At 69.1% G+C, this 17,385-nt stretch carries 15 protein-coding genes; 5 read left to right on the top strand and 10 right to left on the bottom strand.

What is annotated here, in order from left to right; genetic code table 11:
- Positions 1-95: 95 nt before the first annotated feature.
- Positions 96-875 carry a polysaccharide deacetylase family protein gene (locus ABD235_RS14585; RefSeq protein ID WP_344174344.1) on the top strand — a complete coding sequence of 260 codons (780 nt, stop codon included), beginning with the start codon at positions 96-98 and terminating at the stop codon, positions 873-875.
- Here ABD235_RS14585 and ABD235_RS14590 read toward each other — a convergent pair.
- Both ABD235_RS14590 and ABD235_RS14595 read right to left on the bottom strand, forming a co-directional pair.
- A complete protein-coding gene (locus ABD235_RS14590) occupies positions 872-1,498 on the bottom strand; it encodes a hypothetical protein (protein ID WP_344174346.1) in 627 nt (208 codons plus the stop codon). The genes ABD235_RS14585 and ABD235_RS14590 overlap by 4 nt on opposite strands.
- A gap of 423 nt (positions 1,499-1,921) precedes the next feature.
- A complete protein-coding gene (locus tag ABD235_RS14595) occupies positions 1,922-2,743 on the bottom strand; it encodes an SCO6745 family protein (protein WP_425553116.1) in 822 nt (273 codons plus the stop codon).
- 227 nt (positions 2,744-2,970) lie between these two features.
- Here ABD235_RS14595 and ABD235_RS14600 point away from each other — a divergent pair, with 227 nt between their 5' ends.
- Positions 2,971-3,336 carry a DUF2255 family protein gene (locus ABD235_RS14600; protein WP_344174351.1) on the top strand — a complete coding sequence of 122 codons (366 nt, stop codon included), beginning with the start codon at positions 2,971-2,973 and terminating at the stop codon, positions 3,334-3,336.
- Positions 3,337-3,491: 155 nt separating this feature from the next.
- Here ABD235_RS14600 and ABD235_RS14605 read toward each other — a convergent pair whose 3' ends face one another.
- Positions 3,492-4,688 carry a homogentisate 1,2-dioxygenase gene (locus ABD235_RS14605; protein WP_344174353.1) on the bottom strand — a complete coding sequence of 399 codons (1,197 nt, stop codon included), beginning with the start codon at positions 4,686-4,688 and terminating at the stop codon, positions 3,492-3,494.
- Between the two features lie 74 nt (positions 4,689-4,762).
- On the opposite strand from ABD235_RS14605, the gene ABD235_RS14610 reads away from it, so the two are divergent.
- From ABD235_RS14610 to ABD235_RS14620, 3 genes are all read left to right on the top strand, one after another.
- Positions 4,763-5,611, top strand: a complete 849-nt coding sequence (locus tag ABD235_RS14610; RefSeq protein ID WP_344174356.1) for a hypothetical protein — start codon at positions 4,763-4,765, stop codon at positions 5,609-5,611.
- A gap of 15 nt (positions 5,612-5,626) precedes the next feature.
- Positions 5,627-6,829 carry a fumarylacetoacetase gene (fahA, locus tag ABD235_RS14615; RefSeq protein ID WP_344174358.1) on the top strand — a complete coding sequence of 401 codons (1,203 nt, stop codon included), beginning with the start codon at positions 5,627-5,629 and terminating at the stop codon, positions 6,827-6,829.
- A 96-nt stretch (positions 6,830-6,925) separates the two neighbouring features.
- Positions 6,926-10,693 (top strand): endo-alpha-N-acetylgalactosaminidase family protein, encoded by a 3,768-nt coding sequence (locus ABD235_RS14620; RefSeq protein ID WP_344174360.1) that lies wholly within the window; start codon positions 6,926-6,928, stop codon positions 10,691-10,693.
- Positions 10,694-10,747: 54 nt separating this feature from the next.
- Here the strand turns inward: ABD235_RS14620 and ABD235_RS14625 are convergent, their stop codons facing one another.
- The 7 genes from ABD235_RS14625 to hppD form a co-directional block, all read right to left on the bottom strand.
- Positions 10,748-11,173: a hypothetical protein gene (locus ABD235_RS14625; RefSeq protein ID WP_344174362.1), complete on the bottom strand. Its 426-nt coding sequence runs from the start codon at positions 11,171-11,173 to the stop codon at positions 10,748-10,750.
- Positions 11,174-11,256: 83 nt separating this feature from the next.
- Entirely contained in the window at positions 11,257-12,525 is a 1,269-nt protein-coding gene (locus ABD235_RS14630; protein ID WP_344174364.1) for a HAMP domain-containing sensor histidine kinase, read from the bottom strand.
- Positions 12,526-12,562: 37 nt separating this feature from the next.
- On the bottom strand, positions 12,563-13,228 hold the full coding sequence (gene cseB / locus ABD235_RS14635) for a two-component system response regulator CseB (RefSeq protein WP_344174366.1): 666 nt from the start codon (positions 13,226-13,228) through the stop codon (positions 12,563-12,565).
- A gap of 39 nt (positions 13,229-13,267) precedes the next feature.
- Entirely contained in the window at positions 13,268-13,879 is a 612-nt protein-coding gene (locus ABD235_RS14640; protein ID WP_344174368.1) for a hypothetical protein, read from the bottom strand.
- A gap of 164 nt (positions 13,880-14,043) precedes the next feature.
- Positions 14,044-15,420, bottom strand: a complete 1,377-nt coding sequence (locus ABD235_RS14645; RefSeq protein ID WP_344174371.1) for an FAD-binding oxidoreductase — start codon at positions 15,418-15,420, stop codon at positions 14,044-14,046.
- Between the two features lie 70 nt (positions 15,421-15,490).
- Positions 15,491-15,961, bottom strand: coding sequence for a hypothetical protein (locus tag ABD235_RS14650; RefSeq protein WP_344174373.1), 471 nt, complete (start codon positions 15,959-15,961; stop codon positions 15,491-15,493).
- Positions 15,962-16,095: 134 nt separating this feature from the next.
- Positions 16,096-17,298, bottom strand: a complete 1,203-nt coding sequence (gene hppD, locus ABD235_RS14655; protein ID WP_344174375.1) for a 4-hydroxyphenylpyruvate dioxygenase — start codon at positions 17,296-17,298, stop codon at positions 16,096-16,098.
- Positions 17,299-17,385: the final 87 nt, after the last annotated feature.

The raw sequence follows: 17,385 nt of genomic DNA on the forward strand, positions 1-17,385 counted from the left end.
CCTCACGCGTCGTTGGTCACAACGCCCGCCACGATACGGGCGACACGCGCCGTGACAACGCCGGGATGGCCCGGGGCTGCGAGAGGATGCCGCTCATGCTCGTGCCGCCGCCCGGCAAGCTGATGCTCGCTGCTGCCGTCCTCCTCGGGGCCGCCCTCGCCCAGGCCGCCCAACCCGCCGACCACCCGGTGACCGTCGCCGCGCCGCCGATGCGGCCGGTCGCGGCCCACGGTCCGCTCGCCGTCCACCTGGCCGATGCCAAGCCCGGTACGAAACCCCGGACGACGAAGCCGCCGACACGGAAGCACCAGCGCACGGACAGCTGGAACCCGCAGGCCGGGGGCAAGGTGCTCTACCTGACCTTCGACGACGGCCCGCAGCCGGTGTACACGCCGAAGGTGCTCGCCGTACTGGCCAAGCACCACGCGCAGGCGACGTTCTTCGTCCTCGGCCGCGAGGCCGCTGCGCACCCGGCGCTGGTCGAGACCACCCGCCGGGCCGGCCACAACATCGGCAACCACACCTGGGACCACCCGATGCTCACCAAGCTGTCGCCCACGCGGTTGCGCCAGGAGATCTCCGCCGGCGTGAAGTCGATGTGCTTCCGCCCGCCGTTCCGCGACACCAACGCCCACGTCGCGGCCGTCGCCGCGGAGTACCACCAGCACCAGGTGCTGTGGGACGTGGACACCCGCGACTGGGAGAAGCCCGGCGTCGACGCCATCGAACGCGCCCTGTTGCGCGGCGCGCGTCCCGGCGCGATTTTCCTCATGCACGACGGCGGCGGCAACCGTTCCCCAACCGTCGCCGCGCTGGACCGGGCGCTCACCAAGCTGTCAGCCAGGGGCTACACGTTCCGCTCGCTGCCCTGCTAGCGGAGCATCGCCGTCTTCCCACCCGAGTAGTGCTGGAGCGCCTGATCGATCACGTGGATCGGCTGATCAAGCGCGTTGACCGCGAACATCCCCGTCGGCTTGAGCAACGGATGCGGCTTCACCACCGCCCGCACCGCCGGCTGATCCAGCCCGCGCACCCCCGCGGTGGTGGCACCGACCCCACGCTGCAGCCGCAGCTCCAGCACGTACTGCCCGAACACCTTCACCTGCTGAAACCCCCGCACCGACTCCCACGGCAGCATCACGGCGTACGAGCCCCCTTCGCACGCCAGCTCCAGCGCCTTCGGCGACATCCGCATCGCCACCGGCTGCAACTCGTTGGCCGCGAACCACCGCTCCCGATCCTTCACCAACCGCAACGCCAACGCCGTACTGGCCACCAACGGCACCATGCTCGCGATCAGCAACAGCATGAACGGCCACATCCCCGACCCCTGGAACGCCAGCAGCGCGTACACCGCAATCCCGATGCCCAAGGCCCCGATCCCGGCGGTCACCCAGGCCCCCCGCCGCAGCCCCTTGTGCACAGCCTCCCGCCGCCGCAGCACCGCCTCCCGATCGATGCCGACCACAAACGTCTGCACCGGAACCTGCTCGCTCATCCCCCTAGCCTCCCAGGCCGGCAGCCCACTCGCCTGTCGACACCGCCAACCGCCGGATAGCGCGCCAGGCCGCCTGTGGCTGAGGTCGAGCCGCGCACTGAGGCCGGCGTGTGCCCTGCGAGCGGCTGCTCTCCTCGGCGAACGTGCACCACTCACCAACCTCGGTGGATCCGCAACGATCACGCTCAGCCTGCCGGTAACGGCGAGCGTCCGCACAGGTTGGTGAGTGGTGCAGGTCCGCCAACCCCACCGCCGTCGCCGTGCACCACTGATCAACCTCCGCCGAAGTACCCCGTCGCCGCCTAGCTGAGCGTGATCGCCGCAGATCGGCGGGGGTTGATCAGTGGTGGGCGTCGGTGCGCCCGGCTCGCGAGCACACCATGGACCCGGATCCAGCCATGCACTCCCCCTTGCTACCGGCGCTCAGAACGGACGGGCGGCGTTGACCTTTTCGATGATCGGGGCGAGGCCGGTGACGAGTTCCTCGATCTCGTCGGGCTCGAGGCAGGTGTACGCCGGGGCGGCGAGCTCGTCGGTGAGGTCCTCGATCTCGGTCCGGAGCTTGCGGCCGGCCGGGGTGAACCAGCCTTCGTCGTCGACCAGTCCGCGCCGGCGGAGTCCGTCAACCACTGCCTCCAGCTCCTCGTCGTTCAGCGGGTCGAGCCGGCCGAAGTCGCGCGGCTTCATGTCCCACAGGAGCGCCTGCAGTACGTGCGATTCCTGGCCGTTGATCCCGGCGGCGACCAAGGCGGCCAGGTGACCGTCGCCACGGTGCTCTCGCAGCAGAGTCGCCGCGTGCCACAAGCGGGCGACGGGCTCCTCCGGCACCGGCAACGACCGGAGCCCGGCGAACAGCATCCGCCCATCCACCGGCACGCTGAACGCGGCCTTCAAGAACAGGTCCGCAGACCGCGCGATCACCGGGCTGTCCGCCAGCTCCCCCAGAATCGCGCGCAACGCCTTCACGCACCCCCGCTCCCGAGCGGCGAGCACCTCCTCCGGCGTAGCGACCTCCCAGCAACTCGGAACACAAGCCGCAACCTCACCCGGCGCGAAGTTGTAGAACAAAGCATCCACAACCTCAGCCGGCACCCGGCCCAACGGCGCCGACCGCGAGGCGAAGTACAGCGGCCAGTACCCCTCGTACCCGAGCGCCTGCAGCTCCTCGTTCGGCTCATCAGCCATGTAGGCGACCTCGTGAAGCGGAACGAAAAGCTCCTTGAGCCGCCGAGCAACGGTTTCCATCTTGGGTGACTCTCCTCGCGTCGGACCGGTCCGTCACCGGCCTCTCACACTGTCTACGAAGTGCCCATCGGGATTCCGACAAGCTTGCCCGGAAATTTCTGAGGGGTAATGACAGGGTCTGGCAGCCCCGTCAGGACGACGTAGCGTGAAAGGGGTGCCGTCCACGGCCACCGTGGAAGGTCCGAAGACCACCGTTGGCCGACGTCTAGCTGAAGGAGCCTCAGCACATGAGCACCTGGACCGCGGAAGAGCTGGCCACCCTCGACCGGATCGACGAGATCCGCGTCGCCGGACGCCGCAAGGACGGATCACTGCGCACCCTCACCATCGTGTGGCACGTCGTCGTCGACGGAAGCCTGTACGTACGGTCGGTCCGCGGCGCCGAGGGCGCTTGGTACCAGGGCGTCGTCCATCACCACGAGGGCGCGATCGCCTGGGACGGCGAGACCCGCGCCGTCAGCTTCATCCCGGACACGACCGTCGACGATCAGCTCGACGCGGCGTACTACAAGAAGTACGGCACCGGATCCTCGAGCCAGGCGATCACCAACGCCGCAGCCAGAGCCACCACCCTCCGCGTCGAGCCGAGGTAGCACGCGGCAACCATCGAGACCACTTCGGCGACGAGGCCGTCGGCGCGCCGGCGCGCTGAGCTGTGCGCGCGCCAGCCCGCAGTTGAACCCAGGGTGGGCGGGAGCAGGCACCGTAGTGAGCGCCAGCGAACGGAGGCGCCCGCGTGGGGGAAGCCTCAGCCCCCGAGGCGCCGGCCTGACCAAGTCCAGGCGTAGACGCCGTCGTCGACCGCCGTACCGCCCTCGCCCAGCTCCAACGGGCGGAAGGTGTCGACCATGACGGCCAGCTCCTCGAAGGACTCGGCACCCAAAGACGCCTCGATCGCAGAGGGTTGGGGCCCGTGGGCGTAGCCGCCGGGGTGCAACGAGATCGAGCCGAGGCCGATGCCGGAACCCTTGCGGGCTTCGTAGTCGCCGCCGCAGTAGAACATGACCTCGTCCGAGTCGACGTTCGAGTGGTAGTACGGCACCGGCACCGACAGCGGGTGGTAGTCGACCTTGCGAGGCACGAAGTTGCAGATGACGAAGTTGTGGCCCTCGAAGACCTGGTGGACCGGTGGCGGCTGGTGGATGCGGCCGGTGATCGGCTCGAAGTCGCTCACGTTGAAGGTGTAGGGATAGAGGCACCCGTCCCACCCGACGACGTCGAAGGGATGGGTCGCGTAGGTCATGCGCGAGCCGACGATCCCGCCCGGCCCGTTGCCGCGGTGCTTGACCAGGACCTCGACGTCCACACCGTCCACCACGTACGGCGTCGCAGGCGTCACCAGATCCCGCTCGCAGTACGGCGCGTGCTCGAGGAACTGCCCGTACCGCGACAGGTACCGCTTCGGCGGCGCGATGTGGCTGTTCGCCTCGATGCAGTACGCGTGCACCCCGTCAGCGCCCGGCAACCACCGATGCGTCGTCGCCCGCGGGATCAGCACATAGTCGCCCTCGCGCGCCTCCAGCACCCCGAACACCGTCTCGACCGTCGCCGAGCCCTTCTCGACGTACACGCACTCGTCGCCGATCGCGTTCCGGTAGTACGGCGACGGCTCGCCGGCCACGACGTACGAGATCCGGACGTCGCCGTTCCCGAGCACCAGCCGCCGGTGCTCGACCACGTTCGAACCGGCCGGCCCGTCGAAAAGGTCGTGCAGTTTCAGGTGCCGAGGCGTCAGCGGGTGGTTCGCCGTGGTCGAGAGGTCCGGCAGCGACCACACCTGGCTGTCCACGATCGCCGACGGCACGCCGGAGTGGTACAGCAGCGACGAATCCGACGAGAACCCCTCCTCGCCCATCAGCTCCTCGTAGTACAGCGCGCCGTCCGGGTTCCGGAACTGGGTGTGCCGCTTCGGCGGGACCTGCCCGACCTGCCGGTAGTACGCCATGACTCCTGCTTCCGCATCGCCGTTTATCGGACACGACTGTCCGCTTACCGAAAGCATCCGTTAGGCTCGGACCCATGTCAACCGTCCCACCGCTGTTCCGGCACCTGGTCGACGACGCCTCCATGTTCCCGCCCGGGAACCTCCCGCTGCCCGAGGCCGTGCCCGCTCACCGCGCGTACGCCGGTACGCCGTACGCCGACCTGGTCGGCGCGTTCGTCACCTCTGACCAGGACCTGATGAAGGTCGCCGCCGAGGTCGCGAAGACAGGCGATGGCCCCCTGAACGTCTCCGTGGTGGTCACCGGCGGCGCCGGCGGCATCGAGCCCGCCATCCGCTACGGCGACCGCTCGAAAGACCTCACCGTCACCGCCATCGAGGTCCGCCTCCGCGACGAGGACGACCTCTCCCGCAACGCGCTCCGCGTCGTCCGCGCCTGCGACGACTGCCTGGACGAGGAAACCGCGTTCGTCGAGATCGGCCTCGACGGCGCGTGGGAGCGCGCTCTCGACGTCGTCGCCGACGCCGGGTACAACGCGAAGCTCCGCACCGGCGGCCTCGACGCCACACTGTTCCCCGGCAGCGATCAGGTCGCCGCCTTCATCACCGCCTGCCTCGACCGCGAGGTCGCGTTCAAGTGCACGGCCGGCCTGCACAACGCGGTACGGCACACCGCGGCCGACACCGGCTTCGAGCACCACGGCTTCCTGAACGTCCTGCTCGCCACTCGCGCATCTCTCGACGGCGCCGGCCTCGACGACCTCACCGCGCTGCTCGACGAGCGCGACGGCAAAACCCTGGCCGCCAAGGCCACAGACATCAACGACCAGCAGGCCGAGAGCACTCGCCGCTGGTTCACGTCGTACGGCTCGTGCAGCATCACCGAGCCGTACGACGACCTGAAAATGCTTGACCTCCTCGGCTGAGAACTGGAGCGCCCTGTGACCTGGATCGACCTTCCCGACGCCACGCCGTTCGGCCCGGACAACCTGCCGCTCGGCGTGTTCCGGCTCGGCGACGAGGAGCCGCGGATCGGCGCCGCGATCGGCGACCACCTGATCGACCTGGCGCCGGTCGCGTCGGCGCAGATGCTGGACGGGTCGCAGCTGTTCAACCAGCCGACCCTGAACGCGTTCCTCGCGCTCGGCCGCCCGGCCTGGAAGGCGACCCGCGAGTGGCTGCTCGACCTGGTCCGCAACGAGAACAACCGCGACGCCGTCGAACCGCATCTCGTCCCGCGTGACGCCGTGACGATGCTGCTCCCGTTCGAGGTCGCCGACTACGTCGACTTCTACGCCTCCGAGGTGCACGCGACCAACCTCGGCCGTCTGTTCCGCCCCGATTCCGAGCCCCTGCTGCCGAACTGGAAGCACCTCCCGGTCGGCTACCACGGCCGGGCCGGCACGGTCGTTGCCAGTGGCACTGACATCGTCCGCCCGTCGGGCCAGCGCAAGGCGCCCACCGACACCGAACCGTCGTACGGGCCGTCCCAGCGGCTCGACATCGAGGTCGAGCTCGGCTTCGTCGTCGGTACGCCGTCCGCACTCGGTACGCCGGTCGGCGTCGACGCATTCGAGGACCACATGTACGGCGTGGTGCTGGTCAACGACTGGTCGGCGCGCGATTTGCAGGCGTGGGAGTACGTCCCGCTCGGGCCGTTCCTCGGCAAGTCGTTCGCGACCTCGATCTCCCCGTGGGTGGTGTCGCTGGAGGCACTGAAGGACGCCATGGTCCCACTCCCGCAGCAGGACCCCCCGGTGCTCCCGTACCTCCGAGGAGACCTCCAGAACCCCGACATCACCTTCGAGGTCCGCTGGAACGGCCAGCTGGTGAGCACCCCGCCGTACCGGGAGATGTACTGGTCCCCCGCGCAGATGCTGGCCCATCTCTCGGTCAACGGCGCCTCCGTCCGCACCGGCGACCTGTACGCCTCCGGCACCGTCAGCGGCACCGCGAAGGACCAGCGCGGCTCCTTCATCGAGCTCAGCTGGGGCGGCCGCGAGCCGGTCACCGTGAACGGCGAGGAGCGCACGTTCCTGCAGGACGGTGACGAGGTCACGATCACGGGGTGGGCGACCACGAAGGACGGCCGGAGGATCGGCCTCGGCGAGGTCACCGGACGGATCACTCCTGCGCGAAAGTGAACAAAACCTGTTCGTAGCTGTTCGTTTCTATTGACTACTGCTCGGTCCTGAGCACAGAATCCTCGACGACCCGCCCGTCGTCCGAGGAGTGCGCTCGTGATTCCCATCCGTCCAGCGGCCGCCACCGCCGCTCTCGCGCTGACCGCGGCGCTGCTGGCGGCGCCGTCAGCCGGCGCCGCCGCCAGCCGAACCACCGGCCCGCTGACCCTCAGCTCGACCGAGCTGACCGTCACCGTCGCCGCCGACTTCCCCCGCGTCGTCCAGTACGCCGACAACGCCTCCGGCCGGATCCTCGGCGGTCAGCCGGACGCGATCTCGACCGTCACGATCAACGGCACTGCCCGGACGGCGCACCTCAAGAGCCCGCCCACCGTCGAGGGCGCCAGGGCCGTCTACCACCTCGCCTTCGACGCGCTCCCCGGCGTCGAGCTGGACGCCAGCCTCGCGCTCGCCGGCCGCGTCACCACGTTCGCGATCGACGCCGTCCGCGACACCGAGGCCGGCCGGGTCGGCACGATCGACATCCCCGACCACGACCTCGTCTCGGTCTCGAGCACCGAAGCACAAGCGACCACCGCGTTCACCACGCTCGACCCCGACTCCACCCGCACCGCCGACAAGATCACCCCGGTCACCGCCGCCACCCCGGCGGAGTCGGCACCGACCGGAGCGGCGTACGCGTTCGTGAGCACCAGCGGGCTGGCCGCCGGGATCGAGTCCAACTCGACGTACGACAAGCCGTCCGGCCAGTCGGTCGACGACGGCGCCCGGTTCTGGCACCGCGCTCGTAAGGCCGCCGACGGCACCACCCGGGTCGGCGTCTGGAGCGGCCAGTGGACCTACCGCGCCGACACCTCGCCGTCCACGGAGCCCTTGCCCTGGGCAAAGGTCGTGGTGACTCCGGACGCCAACCAGGACAAGACGGTCGACTGGCAAGACGGCGCGCTCGCGTTCCGCGCGATCATGACCGAGCCGAAGGGTGGTGAATTGGTCAAGGACCGGGTGATCACGCACATCCCGTTCAACTTCGCCAGCCAGGCCACGCACCCGTTCCTGCGCACGCTCGACGACGTCAAGCGGATCTCGCTGAGCACCGACGGCCTCGGCCAGCTCGCGCTGCTCAAGGGCTACGGCTCGGAGGGCCACGACTCGGCGCACCCGGACTACGGCGGCAACTACAACGTCCGGGCCGGCGGCCTGACCGACCTCAACACGCTGCTGAAGAAGGGCAAGGGCTGGAACGCCGCGTTCGGCGTCCACGTCAATGCCACCGAGTCCTACCCCGAGGCCAACGCCTTCAGCGAGGACCTGGTCGACAAGTCCAGCAAGGGCTGGAACTGGCTGAACCAGAGCTACTACATCAAGCAGCGCCCGGACCTTGCCACGGGCAACATCGTGAAGCGGTTCCAGCAGTTGCGCGACGAGACCGACAAGAACCTGCAAGAGCTCTACATCGACGTCTACTACCAGTCCGGCTGGCTGGCCGACGGTCTGACCCGGCAGCTCGCCGACCAGGGCTGGCAGATCGCGACCGAGTGGGCCGACCGGCACGAGCGGACGTCGCTGTGGTCGCACTGGGCCAACGACCTGGACTACGGCGGCGCGACCAACAAGGGCCTGAACAGCCAGATCATCCGGTTCGTCCGCAACCACGAGAAGGACGTCTGGAACGCCGACCCGATCCTCGGTCAGAGCTCGCTGGTCGAGTTCGAGGGCTGGACCGGCGAGACGGACTGGAACAAGTTCTCCGCCAACGTCTGGCAGAAGAACTTGCCGGCCAAGTACCTGCAGCAGCAGAAGATCACCGACTGGAACGCGAGCGACATCCGTTTCACCGGCGGTGTCCGCGGCGCGGTCGAGAACGGCAAGCGCACCCTGTACGCCGGTGACGCCAAGGTCCTCGACGGCGACAAGTACCTGCTCCCCTGGGACGGCAACAAGAAGCTCTACCACTACAACCCCGAGGGCGGCCTGACCGCTTGGCGCGTCCCGGCGCAGCTCGCCACCGCGACCAAGTTCACCGTCTACAAGCTGACCGACACCGGCCGCGTGAAGGTCAGCACGGCCCCGGTCCGCAAGGGCGTCGTCACCCTCGACGCCGTCGCCGGGCAGCCGTACGTCCTCTACCCCGACCAGGCACCGCAGCAGGTGGCGGCGAACTGGGGCGAAGGAAGCCACCTCAAGGACCCCGGCTTCAACGCCGGCAACCTCACCGCGTGGAGCCCGACCGGTTACGCCAAGATCGACACCCTTGGCACCGGCCAGCACGTCGCCGTACTCGGTCCTGAGCAGACCTCGCTCAAGCAGCGCATCACCGGCCTGACCCGCGGAAAGACCTACAGCGCCTCGGCCTGGATCGAGATCGAGCCCGGCAAGTCACGCCGTACGACGATCAGCGCGGGCGGAGTCAGCAACACGATCACCCGCTCGACCGCGCAGAACCGGGTCGCCTCGGACGACAAGAGCGACGCCTACTACCAGCGCGCCCGGGTCGTCTTCGCTGCCGCCGGCAACAGCACCGACCTGACCATCGCGGCCGCGGCCGGATCGGCCAAGGTCCGGATCGACGACGTCCGGGTCGTGGAGACGAAGCGGCCGGCCGCCGGACTGGTCGACGACTTCGAGAACGTCGACCAGGGCTGGGGCCCGTTCGTGAAGGGCGACTCCGGCGGTACGACGGACCCGCGCACGAGCCTGGCCCGCAAGCACGCGCCGTACACGCAGGCCGGTTGGAACGGCAAACTGGTCGACGACGTGCTCGACGGCGACTGGTCGCTGAAGTCGCATGAGGAGAACCAGGGCCTGGTCTACCGGACGACTCCGGCGACGGTGCCGTTCACGCCGGGCCACAAGTACAAGGTGAGCTTCGACTACGAGAGCGGCCAGGCCGGGCACTACGCCTGGATCCAGGGCGTCGACCGGCCCGCCTCAGTCGAAGTGAAGGCGACTCCGATCGGCGCGCAGCGAACCAAGGCGACGTTCAGCCAGGAGTTCGTGGCCGGTTGCGGCGGCGACTACTGGGTCGGCCTGCGCAAGCTGTCCGGCGGTGGCGACCAGGCCGACTTCGTCCTGGACAACTTCGCCGTCACCGATCTCGGCAAGTCGTCCGAGGCCGCCGACTGCACGTCACTGGCGCTGTCCGGCCTCAACGGTCTCGTCTCAGGCGAGGCCAACGACGTCACCGCGACCTTCACCAACAACGACACGGTGGCGGCGACCACCATCACGCTGGGCCTTCAGGCACCGGCCGGATGGACCGTCGAGGCAACGACTCCGGCGACCCACGCATCGGTTGCCGCGGGCACCAGTGTGACCACGGTCTTCGCGGTCACCCCACCCACCGGTACGCCGGAGGGCAAGTACCCGCTGTCGGCGACCGGCGGCCGCGCGACCACCACGGCGGAGGCGACCCTGCTGCCGCCGGGGATCGTCCCGCAGTCCCGGATCAAGATCACCGACGTCTCCAGCGAGGACCCCGCTACGGACGGCCCGGCGACCGCGGCACTGGACGGAAACCCCAGCACGCTGTGGCACTCGGCCTGGTCCGAGGTCCCGACCCCGGCGACGTACCCGCACCACATCACGCTCGACCTCGGGACGTCGTACGCGGTGGACGGTTTCAGCTACCTGCCCCGGCAGTCGGGCACGAACGGGATGTTCAAGGGCTACGAGCTGTACGTCAGCACCGACGGCCAGAACTGGGGTACGCCGGTGAAGACCGGTGAGTTCCCCAACTCGACCGCCGTGCAGCGGCTCGAGTTCCCCGCGGTCACCGGCCGCTACGTGAAGTTCGTCGGCACCAGCTCGCTCAACGGCGCGGTCTTCGGCTCGGCCGCCGAGCTGAACGTCTACGGCACGCGCTAGTACGACGACAGCGGCGCCACCTCTCCCCCGGGAGGTGGCGCCGCTGTGCGTGGCTCACTTGGTGACGGTCACGCTCACCGCGGCGCTGGCGGCCTTGGCGGTGACGACGCGGAACTTGTTCACGCCGACGCGACCGCTCTGCACCCACACCGAGTAGGTGGCCTTCGAGGTCACCTTGGTGGTGGCCGGGAAGTTGACCCACTTGCCGTTCTCCAGCCGCTGCACCTGGACCTTGGTGTTCGCCGCGATGCCGGTGGTCTTGCCGGTGAACGCGACCTTGGCCCACGCCTTGGCCGTGGCCTTGTCGGACTTGATGCTGATCGTCGGGGCGGCCGCGACGCTCGACGCGACCTGGGCGCTGTGCCCGGCGGTCGGAGCGGCGGAGGCCTGAACGGTGCCGAGGGCAACGGCTCCGCCGGCCACGGTGAGGCCCGCGAGCACGGCGACGGAACGGCGGACGAGCTGAGAACGAACGCGCATGATTTTCTGATTTCCCCTCGTATGGAACGGATTCCGGTGAACCCGACGTGAGAGGAGACGCTGCCCCGGCAGCAGAAGTTGTGTTAAGAATCCGTCTCAGGTGACGGCGGCAGGACCAGCCGGGCCAGTGCGCCACCGGTCGGCGCGGCCCCGAACGTCAGCTCGGCCCTGAGCACCTTGGCGTGGCCGGCCGCGATGGTCAGCCCGAGTCCGTGCCCCGCGCCCCGCTCGGCCATCCCGGAGCGGAACCGTCGGGGGCCTTCGGCAATCAGTTCCTCCGGGTACCCGGTGCCGTGGTCGACGACCTCGACGGTCCGGCCCTGCACGGTCACCTCGATCGGCGGGCGGCCGTGCCGCAGCCCGTTGACGATCAGGTTGGCCAGGATCCGCTCGACCCGCCGCGAGTCGGTCGACACCGTCGCGTCCGGTCCGGTCAGCCGTACGACGACGCTGTCCGGCGCGATCGCCTGCTGCATCCGCAGCCGGCCGACGGCCGAATCGACGAACGCCCCGAGGCCGATGTGCTCCAGATCGGCCTGCTCGACGCCGGAGTCGAACCGGGCGATCTCCAGCAGGTCCTCGACGAGGCCGCGCAGCACCTTGGCGCGGTCGCGGACCAGTTCGCTCGGCCGGCTCGGCGGCAGCAGTTCGGCCGCCGTCAGCAGGCCGGTCACCGGCGTCCGGAGGTCGTGCGCGACGTCCGCGGTGAACCGTCGCTCGGCCTCGAGCTGGCCACGCAGCGAGCTGGCCATCGAGTCGATCGCCGTCGCGAGCGCGTGCACCTCGTCCTTGTTCCGGCTGCTCACCTTGCCGTCGCGTTTGCCGATCGTCTCGACCGCCGAGGCGTCCAGCTCACCGCCGGCGATCCTGCGCGCCGTACCGGCCACGGCGACGATCCGCCGGGACAGGCTGCCGGCCGCGACCACGCTGACCAGAGCGACCATCGCGACCGTGCCGATGCCGCCGATGATGAGGGCGCGCCGGAGCGCACGCATCGAGGCGTCCTCGTTGTCGTAGTCCTGCACGATCGACAGGACCTTGCCGCCCTTGACGCCGACCGCGGCCCACATCTTCGGGTTCGGCGACCCGGTCTTGAACGTCGCCCGCTTCCCCTGCCGGACCGCCTCGAGCAGCTGGTCCGGTACGGCGGGATCGTCCAGCTGCGACCCGAGCACCTCGACCTCGTTGAGGTTGTAGGTGTCGGCGGCCGCCTTGATCCGTTCGTCGGCCAGTCCCCGCGTCCGGTCCAGCCGCGACGACTCGGCCTGCGTGTAGACCGCCACGCAGAGCACGAGGATCGCCAGCGAGGAGACCAGCAGGAAGATCAGGCCGAGCTTGCTCCGCAACCCCACGGGTGTCCTCCGTCCCTCGGGTCAGGTGCGGAGGAGCCTACGCGCGAAGCTTGTACCCGAAACCGCGGACGGTCTCGATCCGGTCGGCGCCGATCTTGGTCCGCAGCCGCTGCAGGTGCACGTCGACCAGCCGGCCGTCGCCGCCCCACTCGTAGTCCCAGACCCGCTGCAGCAACGTGCTGCGGCTCAGCACCACACCCGGGTTGTTCGCGAACTCGATCAGCAGCTTGAGCTCGGTCGGCGTCAGCTGGACGGTGCTGCCGCCCCGGCGTACCTCCAGAGCCTCGCGGTCCAGCTCCAGGTCGCCGAACGACTCGACGCCGGCTCCGGTCGCCGGGCTCGGCCGCTCCGGGTCCACGACCGCGCGCCGCATCACCGCGCGCAGCCGGGCGACCAGGACCTGCGTGTCGAACGGCTTGGTCACGTAGTCGTCCGCGCCGGCTTCCAGCCCCAGTACGACGTCCAGCGCGTCGCCGCGGGCGGACACCATCACGATCGGGACCAGGCTGGTCTCGCGGATTCGGCGGCACACGGAGATGCCGTCCAGGCCGGGCAGCATGATGTCGAGCATCACCGCGTCCGGGTGGATCTTCTCGAAGCTCTCGATCGCTTCCAGGCCGTCCTCGGCCGTGGTGACGTCGTAGCCGTGCCGCTCGAGGGTCAACTGAGTCGCCTCACGGATCACCGCGTCGTCCTCGACCATGAGGATGCGCGCTGCCGGTTCTTCCGGTACCACTGAAGTTCAGTCTCCCTTTTGGTCCTGCGAGCTCTCCAACAACATCTGCCGACCATTCCAACGGTAGACCTGCAGCCGAGTTACAGATGGGCAGCACGGTTTGTCGTTCGTGCCGAAAACTCCGGACTCCACGACGAGCTGACCGCTCCGGCTGGCACTGATCTTGACCTGGTCTCCCCTCAGACCCCAAATCCGGCGCGGACCGGTGGGCTCGGCGGCCATCAGGACTGCACCGTAGGTGAAGCTCCTGTCCAACTGGATGTAGACCACGAGCTGGGGGTACTGCGACTTCGTGACGTTCACCGTGGGGCCGCGGCTCATGCACCGCTCCACCACGACGCAGGTGTCCAGGATGCTGCGGAAGAAGGGTTCGAGCTTCTTGTCGGCCAGCAGCTTCAGCCGGACCTGGCCGAGGCTGACCGTGACCGGAGCCGTACGGCGGGGGTCCGGTGTCTGCTGGCCGAATCCCTTCGTGCTCGGCGTGGCGGCCGGCGCCGGCGACGTACTGGTCGCGGGCTCGGCGCCCTCGACCCGCAGGCCGCTCCCGTTCGCGCACCCGGCCGAGAGCATCAGGGCGACCGCGGCCAGCGCTGCCGGCAGCATCTGCCTAGCTCGCATGGGTCGCCTCCTGAAGTGCCTCACCGAACAGTTCTTTCCCCCGTGTCCCAGTGATCGGACAACTACCTTCCATAGTGCGGCCCCGACGTCACAGCCGGCGGCCACAAACGTCCAGTGGCCTCGGCAGTTCCGTTGCGGTTGAGTCACAAAAGGTGGAACAACTCTCAGCTCACGACCACCTTGCCCGGATTCAGCACGTTCTGCGGGTCCAGCGCGGCCTTGATCGAGCGGTGCACCGACAGCGCCACCGGGCCGATCTCCTCGGCCAGCCAGTCGCGCTTCAGCACTCCGACGCCGTGCTCCCCGGTGATCGTTCCACCCAGCTCCAGGCCGATCTCCATGATCTTGTCGAACGCGAGCTGCGCCCGCCGGGCCTGCTCGGGATCAGCCGCGTCGAACACGACGGTCGGGTGCATGTTGCCGTCGCCGGCGTGGCCGAGCACGCCGACGGTGATGTCGAGATCGGCGGCGACCTTCTCGGTCGCGCCGATGAAGTCGGCCAGGCGGGACCGCGGGACGCAGACGTCGTCGATCATCGTCGTCCCGAGCTCGTCGAGCGCGAGCAGCGCCGCCCGCCGGGCCTCCAGCAGCAGGTCGCCTTCGGCCTCGTCGTCGGCCTCGATGCACTCGATCGCGCCGTACTCGCGGCACAGCTTCGCCACGGTCGCGATGTCGGCCGCGCCCGCGGCACCACCAGCGTCGGACTGCGCGATCAGCATCGCCGCCGCGTCCTCGGGCAGGTCCATCCGCTTGTACGCGTTGACCGCGCGGATCGTGGTCCGGTCCATGATCTCCAGCAGGCTCAGCGAGACCCCGGACCGGATGATCTCGACGATCGCCTCACCGGCCGTCACCCCGGAGCCGAACAGCGCCGCCATCGTCCGTGGCTTGGCCGTCTCCGGCCGCAGCGCCAGGGTCGCCTCGGTGATGATCCCGAGCGTCCCCTCGCTGCCGACGATCAGCTTGGTCAGGTCGTAGCCCGCCACGCCCTTGACCGTCCTGCGGCCGGTGCGCAGGATCTCGCCGTTGGCGAGCACGACCTCGAGCGCGAGCACGTAGTCCGTGGTCACGCCGTACTTCACGCAGCACAGCCCGCCGGAGTTGGTCGACAGGTTGCCGCCGATCGAGCAGAACTCCCAGCTGGACGGGTCCGGCGGGTAGAACAGGCCCTGCTCGGCGACCGCGCGCGACAGCACGGCGTTGAACACGCCGGGCTGCGTCACGACGTACCGGTCGACGGGCTCGATCGCGAGGATCTTGTCCATCTTCTCCAGCGAGACGACCAGGCAGCCGTCCAGCGCGTTCGCGGCGCCGGACAGGCCGGACCGCGCACCCTGCGGAACCACAGGCACGCCGAACTCGGCCGCGACCCGCATCGCGGCCTGGACGTGCGCGGTCTCCCGGGCCAGTACGACGGCGGCCGGCATCCCGGCCGGGCAGAACATCGCCCGGTCGTACCGGTAGCTCTCCATCCGGTCCGGATCGGTGACCAGTGCTTCCGGAGGCAGGACCTGACGCAACCGCTCGACAACCTCACTCATGGCTTCGAGCCTAGTAGGCACTCGGTGCCGTGGCAGCTTGTCGTCTCGCGGATGTGTCGTGCGCTCGCGGTCAGCGGGTGCGGGCGGTCCGGTTCTCGGAGATCTTGTCCCAGCCGCTGCCGAAGTTGCGGAACTCCCGGGCGACCGCCGTGAACGTCGTACTGGTGTCGCGCGACTTCACCTTCGGAGTCCGGCAGGTGCGCTGCCCGGCCACCACCGCGCCGGTGCCGCCGCTGCTGTCGCAGGACAGCATCCGGCCGTTGTTGGACCCGCCGGTCTGCACCAGGTACGCACTCGTCATCGCGTACGACGGCAGCTTCGCGTCCATCACGACCTCGGCCCAGTACTGCGAGCAACTGTCCCGCATCAGCTTCACGTCGCCCCAGCCGGGCGGCTTGTTGTCGCGGAAGATCTGCGCTGACGAGATCGGTTTCGCACCCGGGCAGCTGGCCTCTTCGACGGCCTGAGCTGGTAAGGCCAGAGCGATCGTGCCCGCTCCGGCCAGGCCCGCGGTGCTGAGCAGAATGCCCAGTGTCTTCATCGGAAACCCTTCCTGGACGTGCGCCCCGACGCCCGTCCACTGGGCAGCGTACGCGAACCGCCCCTGACCTGACAGTCAATCCGGTAATCGGACGTTGAACGGTCGGTATCAGGGGCGGTACCCAGCGTGTCGGCTCAGAGGTTGCCGCGGCGCTCCTGCTCGCGCTCGATCGCCTCGAACAGCGCCTTGAAGTTGCCCTTGCCGAAGCCGAGCGAGCCGTGCCGCTCGATCAGCTCGTAGAACACCGTCGGCCGGTCGCCGAGCGGCTTCATGAAGATCTGCAGCAGGTAGCCGTCCTCGTCGCGGTCGACCAGGATCTTGCGCGACTGCAGCTCCTCGATCGGGACCCGCACGTGCCCGATCCGCTCCCGCAGCTCCGGGTCCTCGTAGTAGGAGTCCGGCGTGGCCAGGAACTCGACGCCGTTGGCCCGCATGATGTCGACGGTGCGCAGGATGTCGTTGGTGGCCAGGGCGATGTGCTGCGCGCCGGCGCCGTCGTAGAACTCCAGGAACTCGTCGATCTGCGACTTCTTCTTCGCGATCGCCGGCTCGTTCAGCGGGAACTTGACCCGGTGGTTGCCGTTGGCCACCACCTTGGACATCAGCGCCGAGTAGTCGGTGGCGATGTCGTCACCGATGAACTCCGCCATGTTCACGAAGCCCATCACCTTGTTGTAGAACGTCACCCACTCGTCCATCAGGCCGAGCTCGACGTTGCCGACCACGTGGTCGATGGCCTGGAACAGGCGCTTCGGGTGGCCCTCGGGCCGCTGCACCTGGGTCTCGGCGGCGACGAAGCCGGGCAGGTACGGGCCGTCGTACCGGCTGCGGTCGATCAGCGTGTGCCGCGTGTCGCCGTACGCCGCGATCGCCGCGCGGCGGACCGTGCCGTGCTCGTCGGAGACGTCGTGCGGCTCCTCGAGCACGGTCGCACCCTGCTCGCGGGCGTGCTTGATGCACTTGTCGACGTCCGGCACCTCGAGCGCGATGTCGGAGACGCCGTCGCCGTGCTTGCGGTGGTGGTCGTTCAGCGGGCTGTCCGGCGTGACACCGCCGGTGATCACGAAACGGCCGGAGCCGGCCTTCAGCACGAACGCCTTGTGGTCCTTGTTGCCGTGCTCGGGGCCGGAGTACGCGACCAGGTCCATCCCGAAGGCGAGCTGGTAGTACTTCGCGGTCTGGGTCGCGTTGCCCACCACGAAGACGACGGCGTCCATCGCGGTCACCGGGAACGGGTCGCTGCTCTCGTCGTACGGGACGAGGCCGACGAGCTGCTTGAGCTGGTCCAGATCCAGCTCGGCGTCGAGCTCGGCGGGGGTGAGGTCGGTGCTGGTCATCGCGGGTCCTCCCGGTCGGTGGCTAGCTTGCCTGGGAGCCTCGCTGGTGGCGGACAGGTTGCGCAACAGTTCTCGTTTTGACTGGTC

The organism is Kribbella lupini (assembly GCF_039529595.1).
GTDB classification, from domain to species: Bacteria; Actinomycetota; Actinomycetes; order Propionibacteriales; family Kribbellaceae; genus Kribbella; species Kribbella lupini.

Coding starts and splice junctions, on each gene's coding strand:
- ABD235_RS14585 (WP_344174344.1), top strand. CDS start 96: ATGCTCGTGCCGCCGCCCGGCAAGCTGATGCTCGCTGCTGCCGTCCTC.
- ABD235_RS14590 (WP_344174346.1), bottom strand. CDS start 1,498: ATGAGCGAGCAGGTTCCGGTGCAGACGTTTGTGGTCGGCATCGATCGG.
- ABD235_RS14595 (WP_425553116.1), bottom strand. CDS start 2,743: ATGGAAACCGTTGCTCGGCGGCTCAAGGAGCTTTTCGTTCCGCTTCAC.
- ABD235_RS14600 (WP_344174351.1), top strand. CDS start 2,971: ATGAGCACCTGGACCGCGGAAGAGCTGGCCACCCTCGACCGGATCGAC.
- ABD235_RS14605 (WP_344174353.1), bottom strand. CDS start 4,688: ATGGCGTACTACCGGCAGGTCGGGCAGGTCCCGCCGAAGCGGCACACC.
- ABD235_RS14610 (WP_344174356.1), top strand. CDS start 4,763: ATGTCAACCGTCCCACCGCTGTTCCGGCACCTGGTCGACGACGCCTCC.
- ABD235_RS14625 (WP_344174362.1), bottom strand. CDS start 11,173: ATGCGCGTTCGTTCTCAGCTCGTCCGCCGTTCCGTCGCCGTGCTCGCG.
- cseB (WP_344174366.1), bottom strand. CDS start 13,228: ATGGTCGAGGACGACGCGGTGATCCGTGAGGCGACTCAGTTGACCCTC.
- ABD235_RS14640 (WP_344174368.1), bottom strand. CDS start 13,879: ATGCGAGCTAGGCAGATGCTGCCGGCAGCGCTGGCCGCGGTCGCCCTG.
- ABD235_RS14645 (WP_344174371.1), bottom strand. CDS start 15,420: ATGAGTGAGGTTGTCGAGCGGTTGCGTCAGGTCCTGCCTCCGGAAGCA.
- ABD235_RS14650 (WP_344174373.1), bottom strand. CDS start 15,961: ATGAAGACACTGGGCATTCTGCTCAGCACCGCGGGCCTGGCCGGAGCG.
- hppD (WP_344174375.1), bottom strand. CDS start 17,298: ATGACCAGCACCGACCTCACCCCCGCCGAGCTCGACGCCGAGCTGGAT.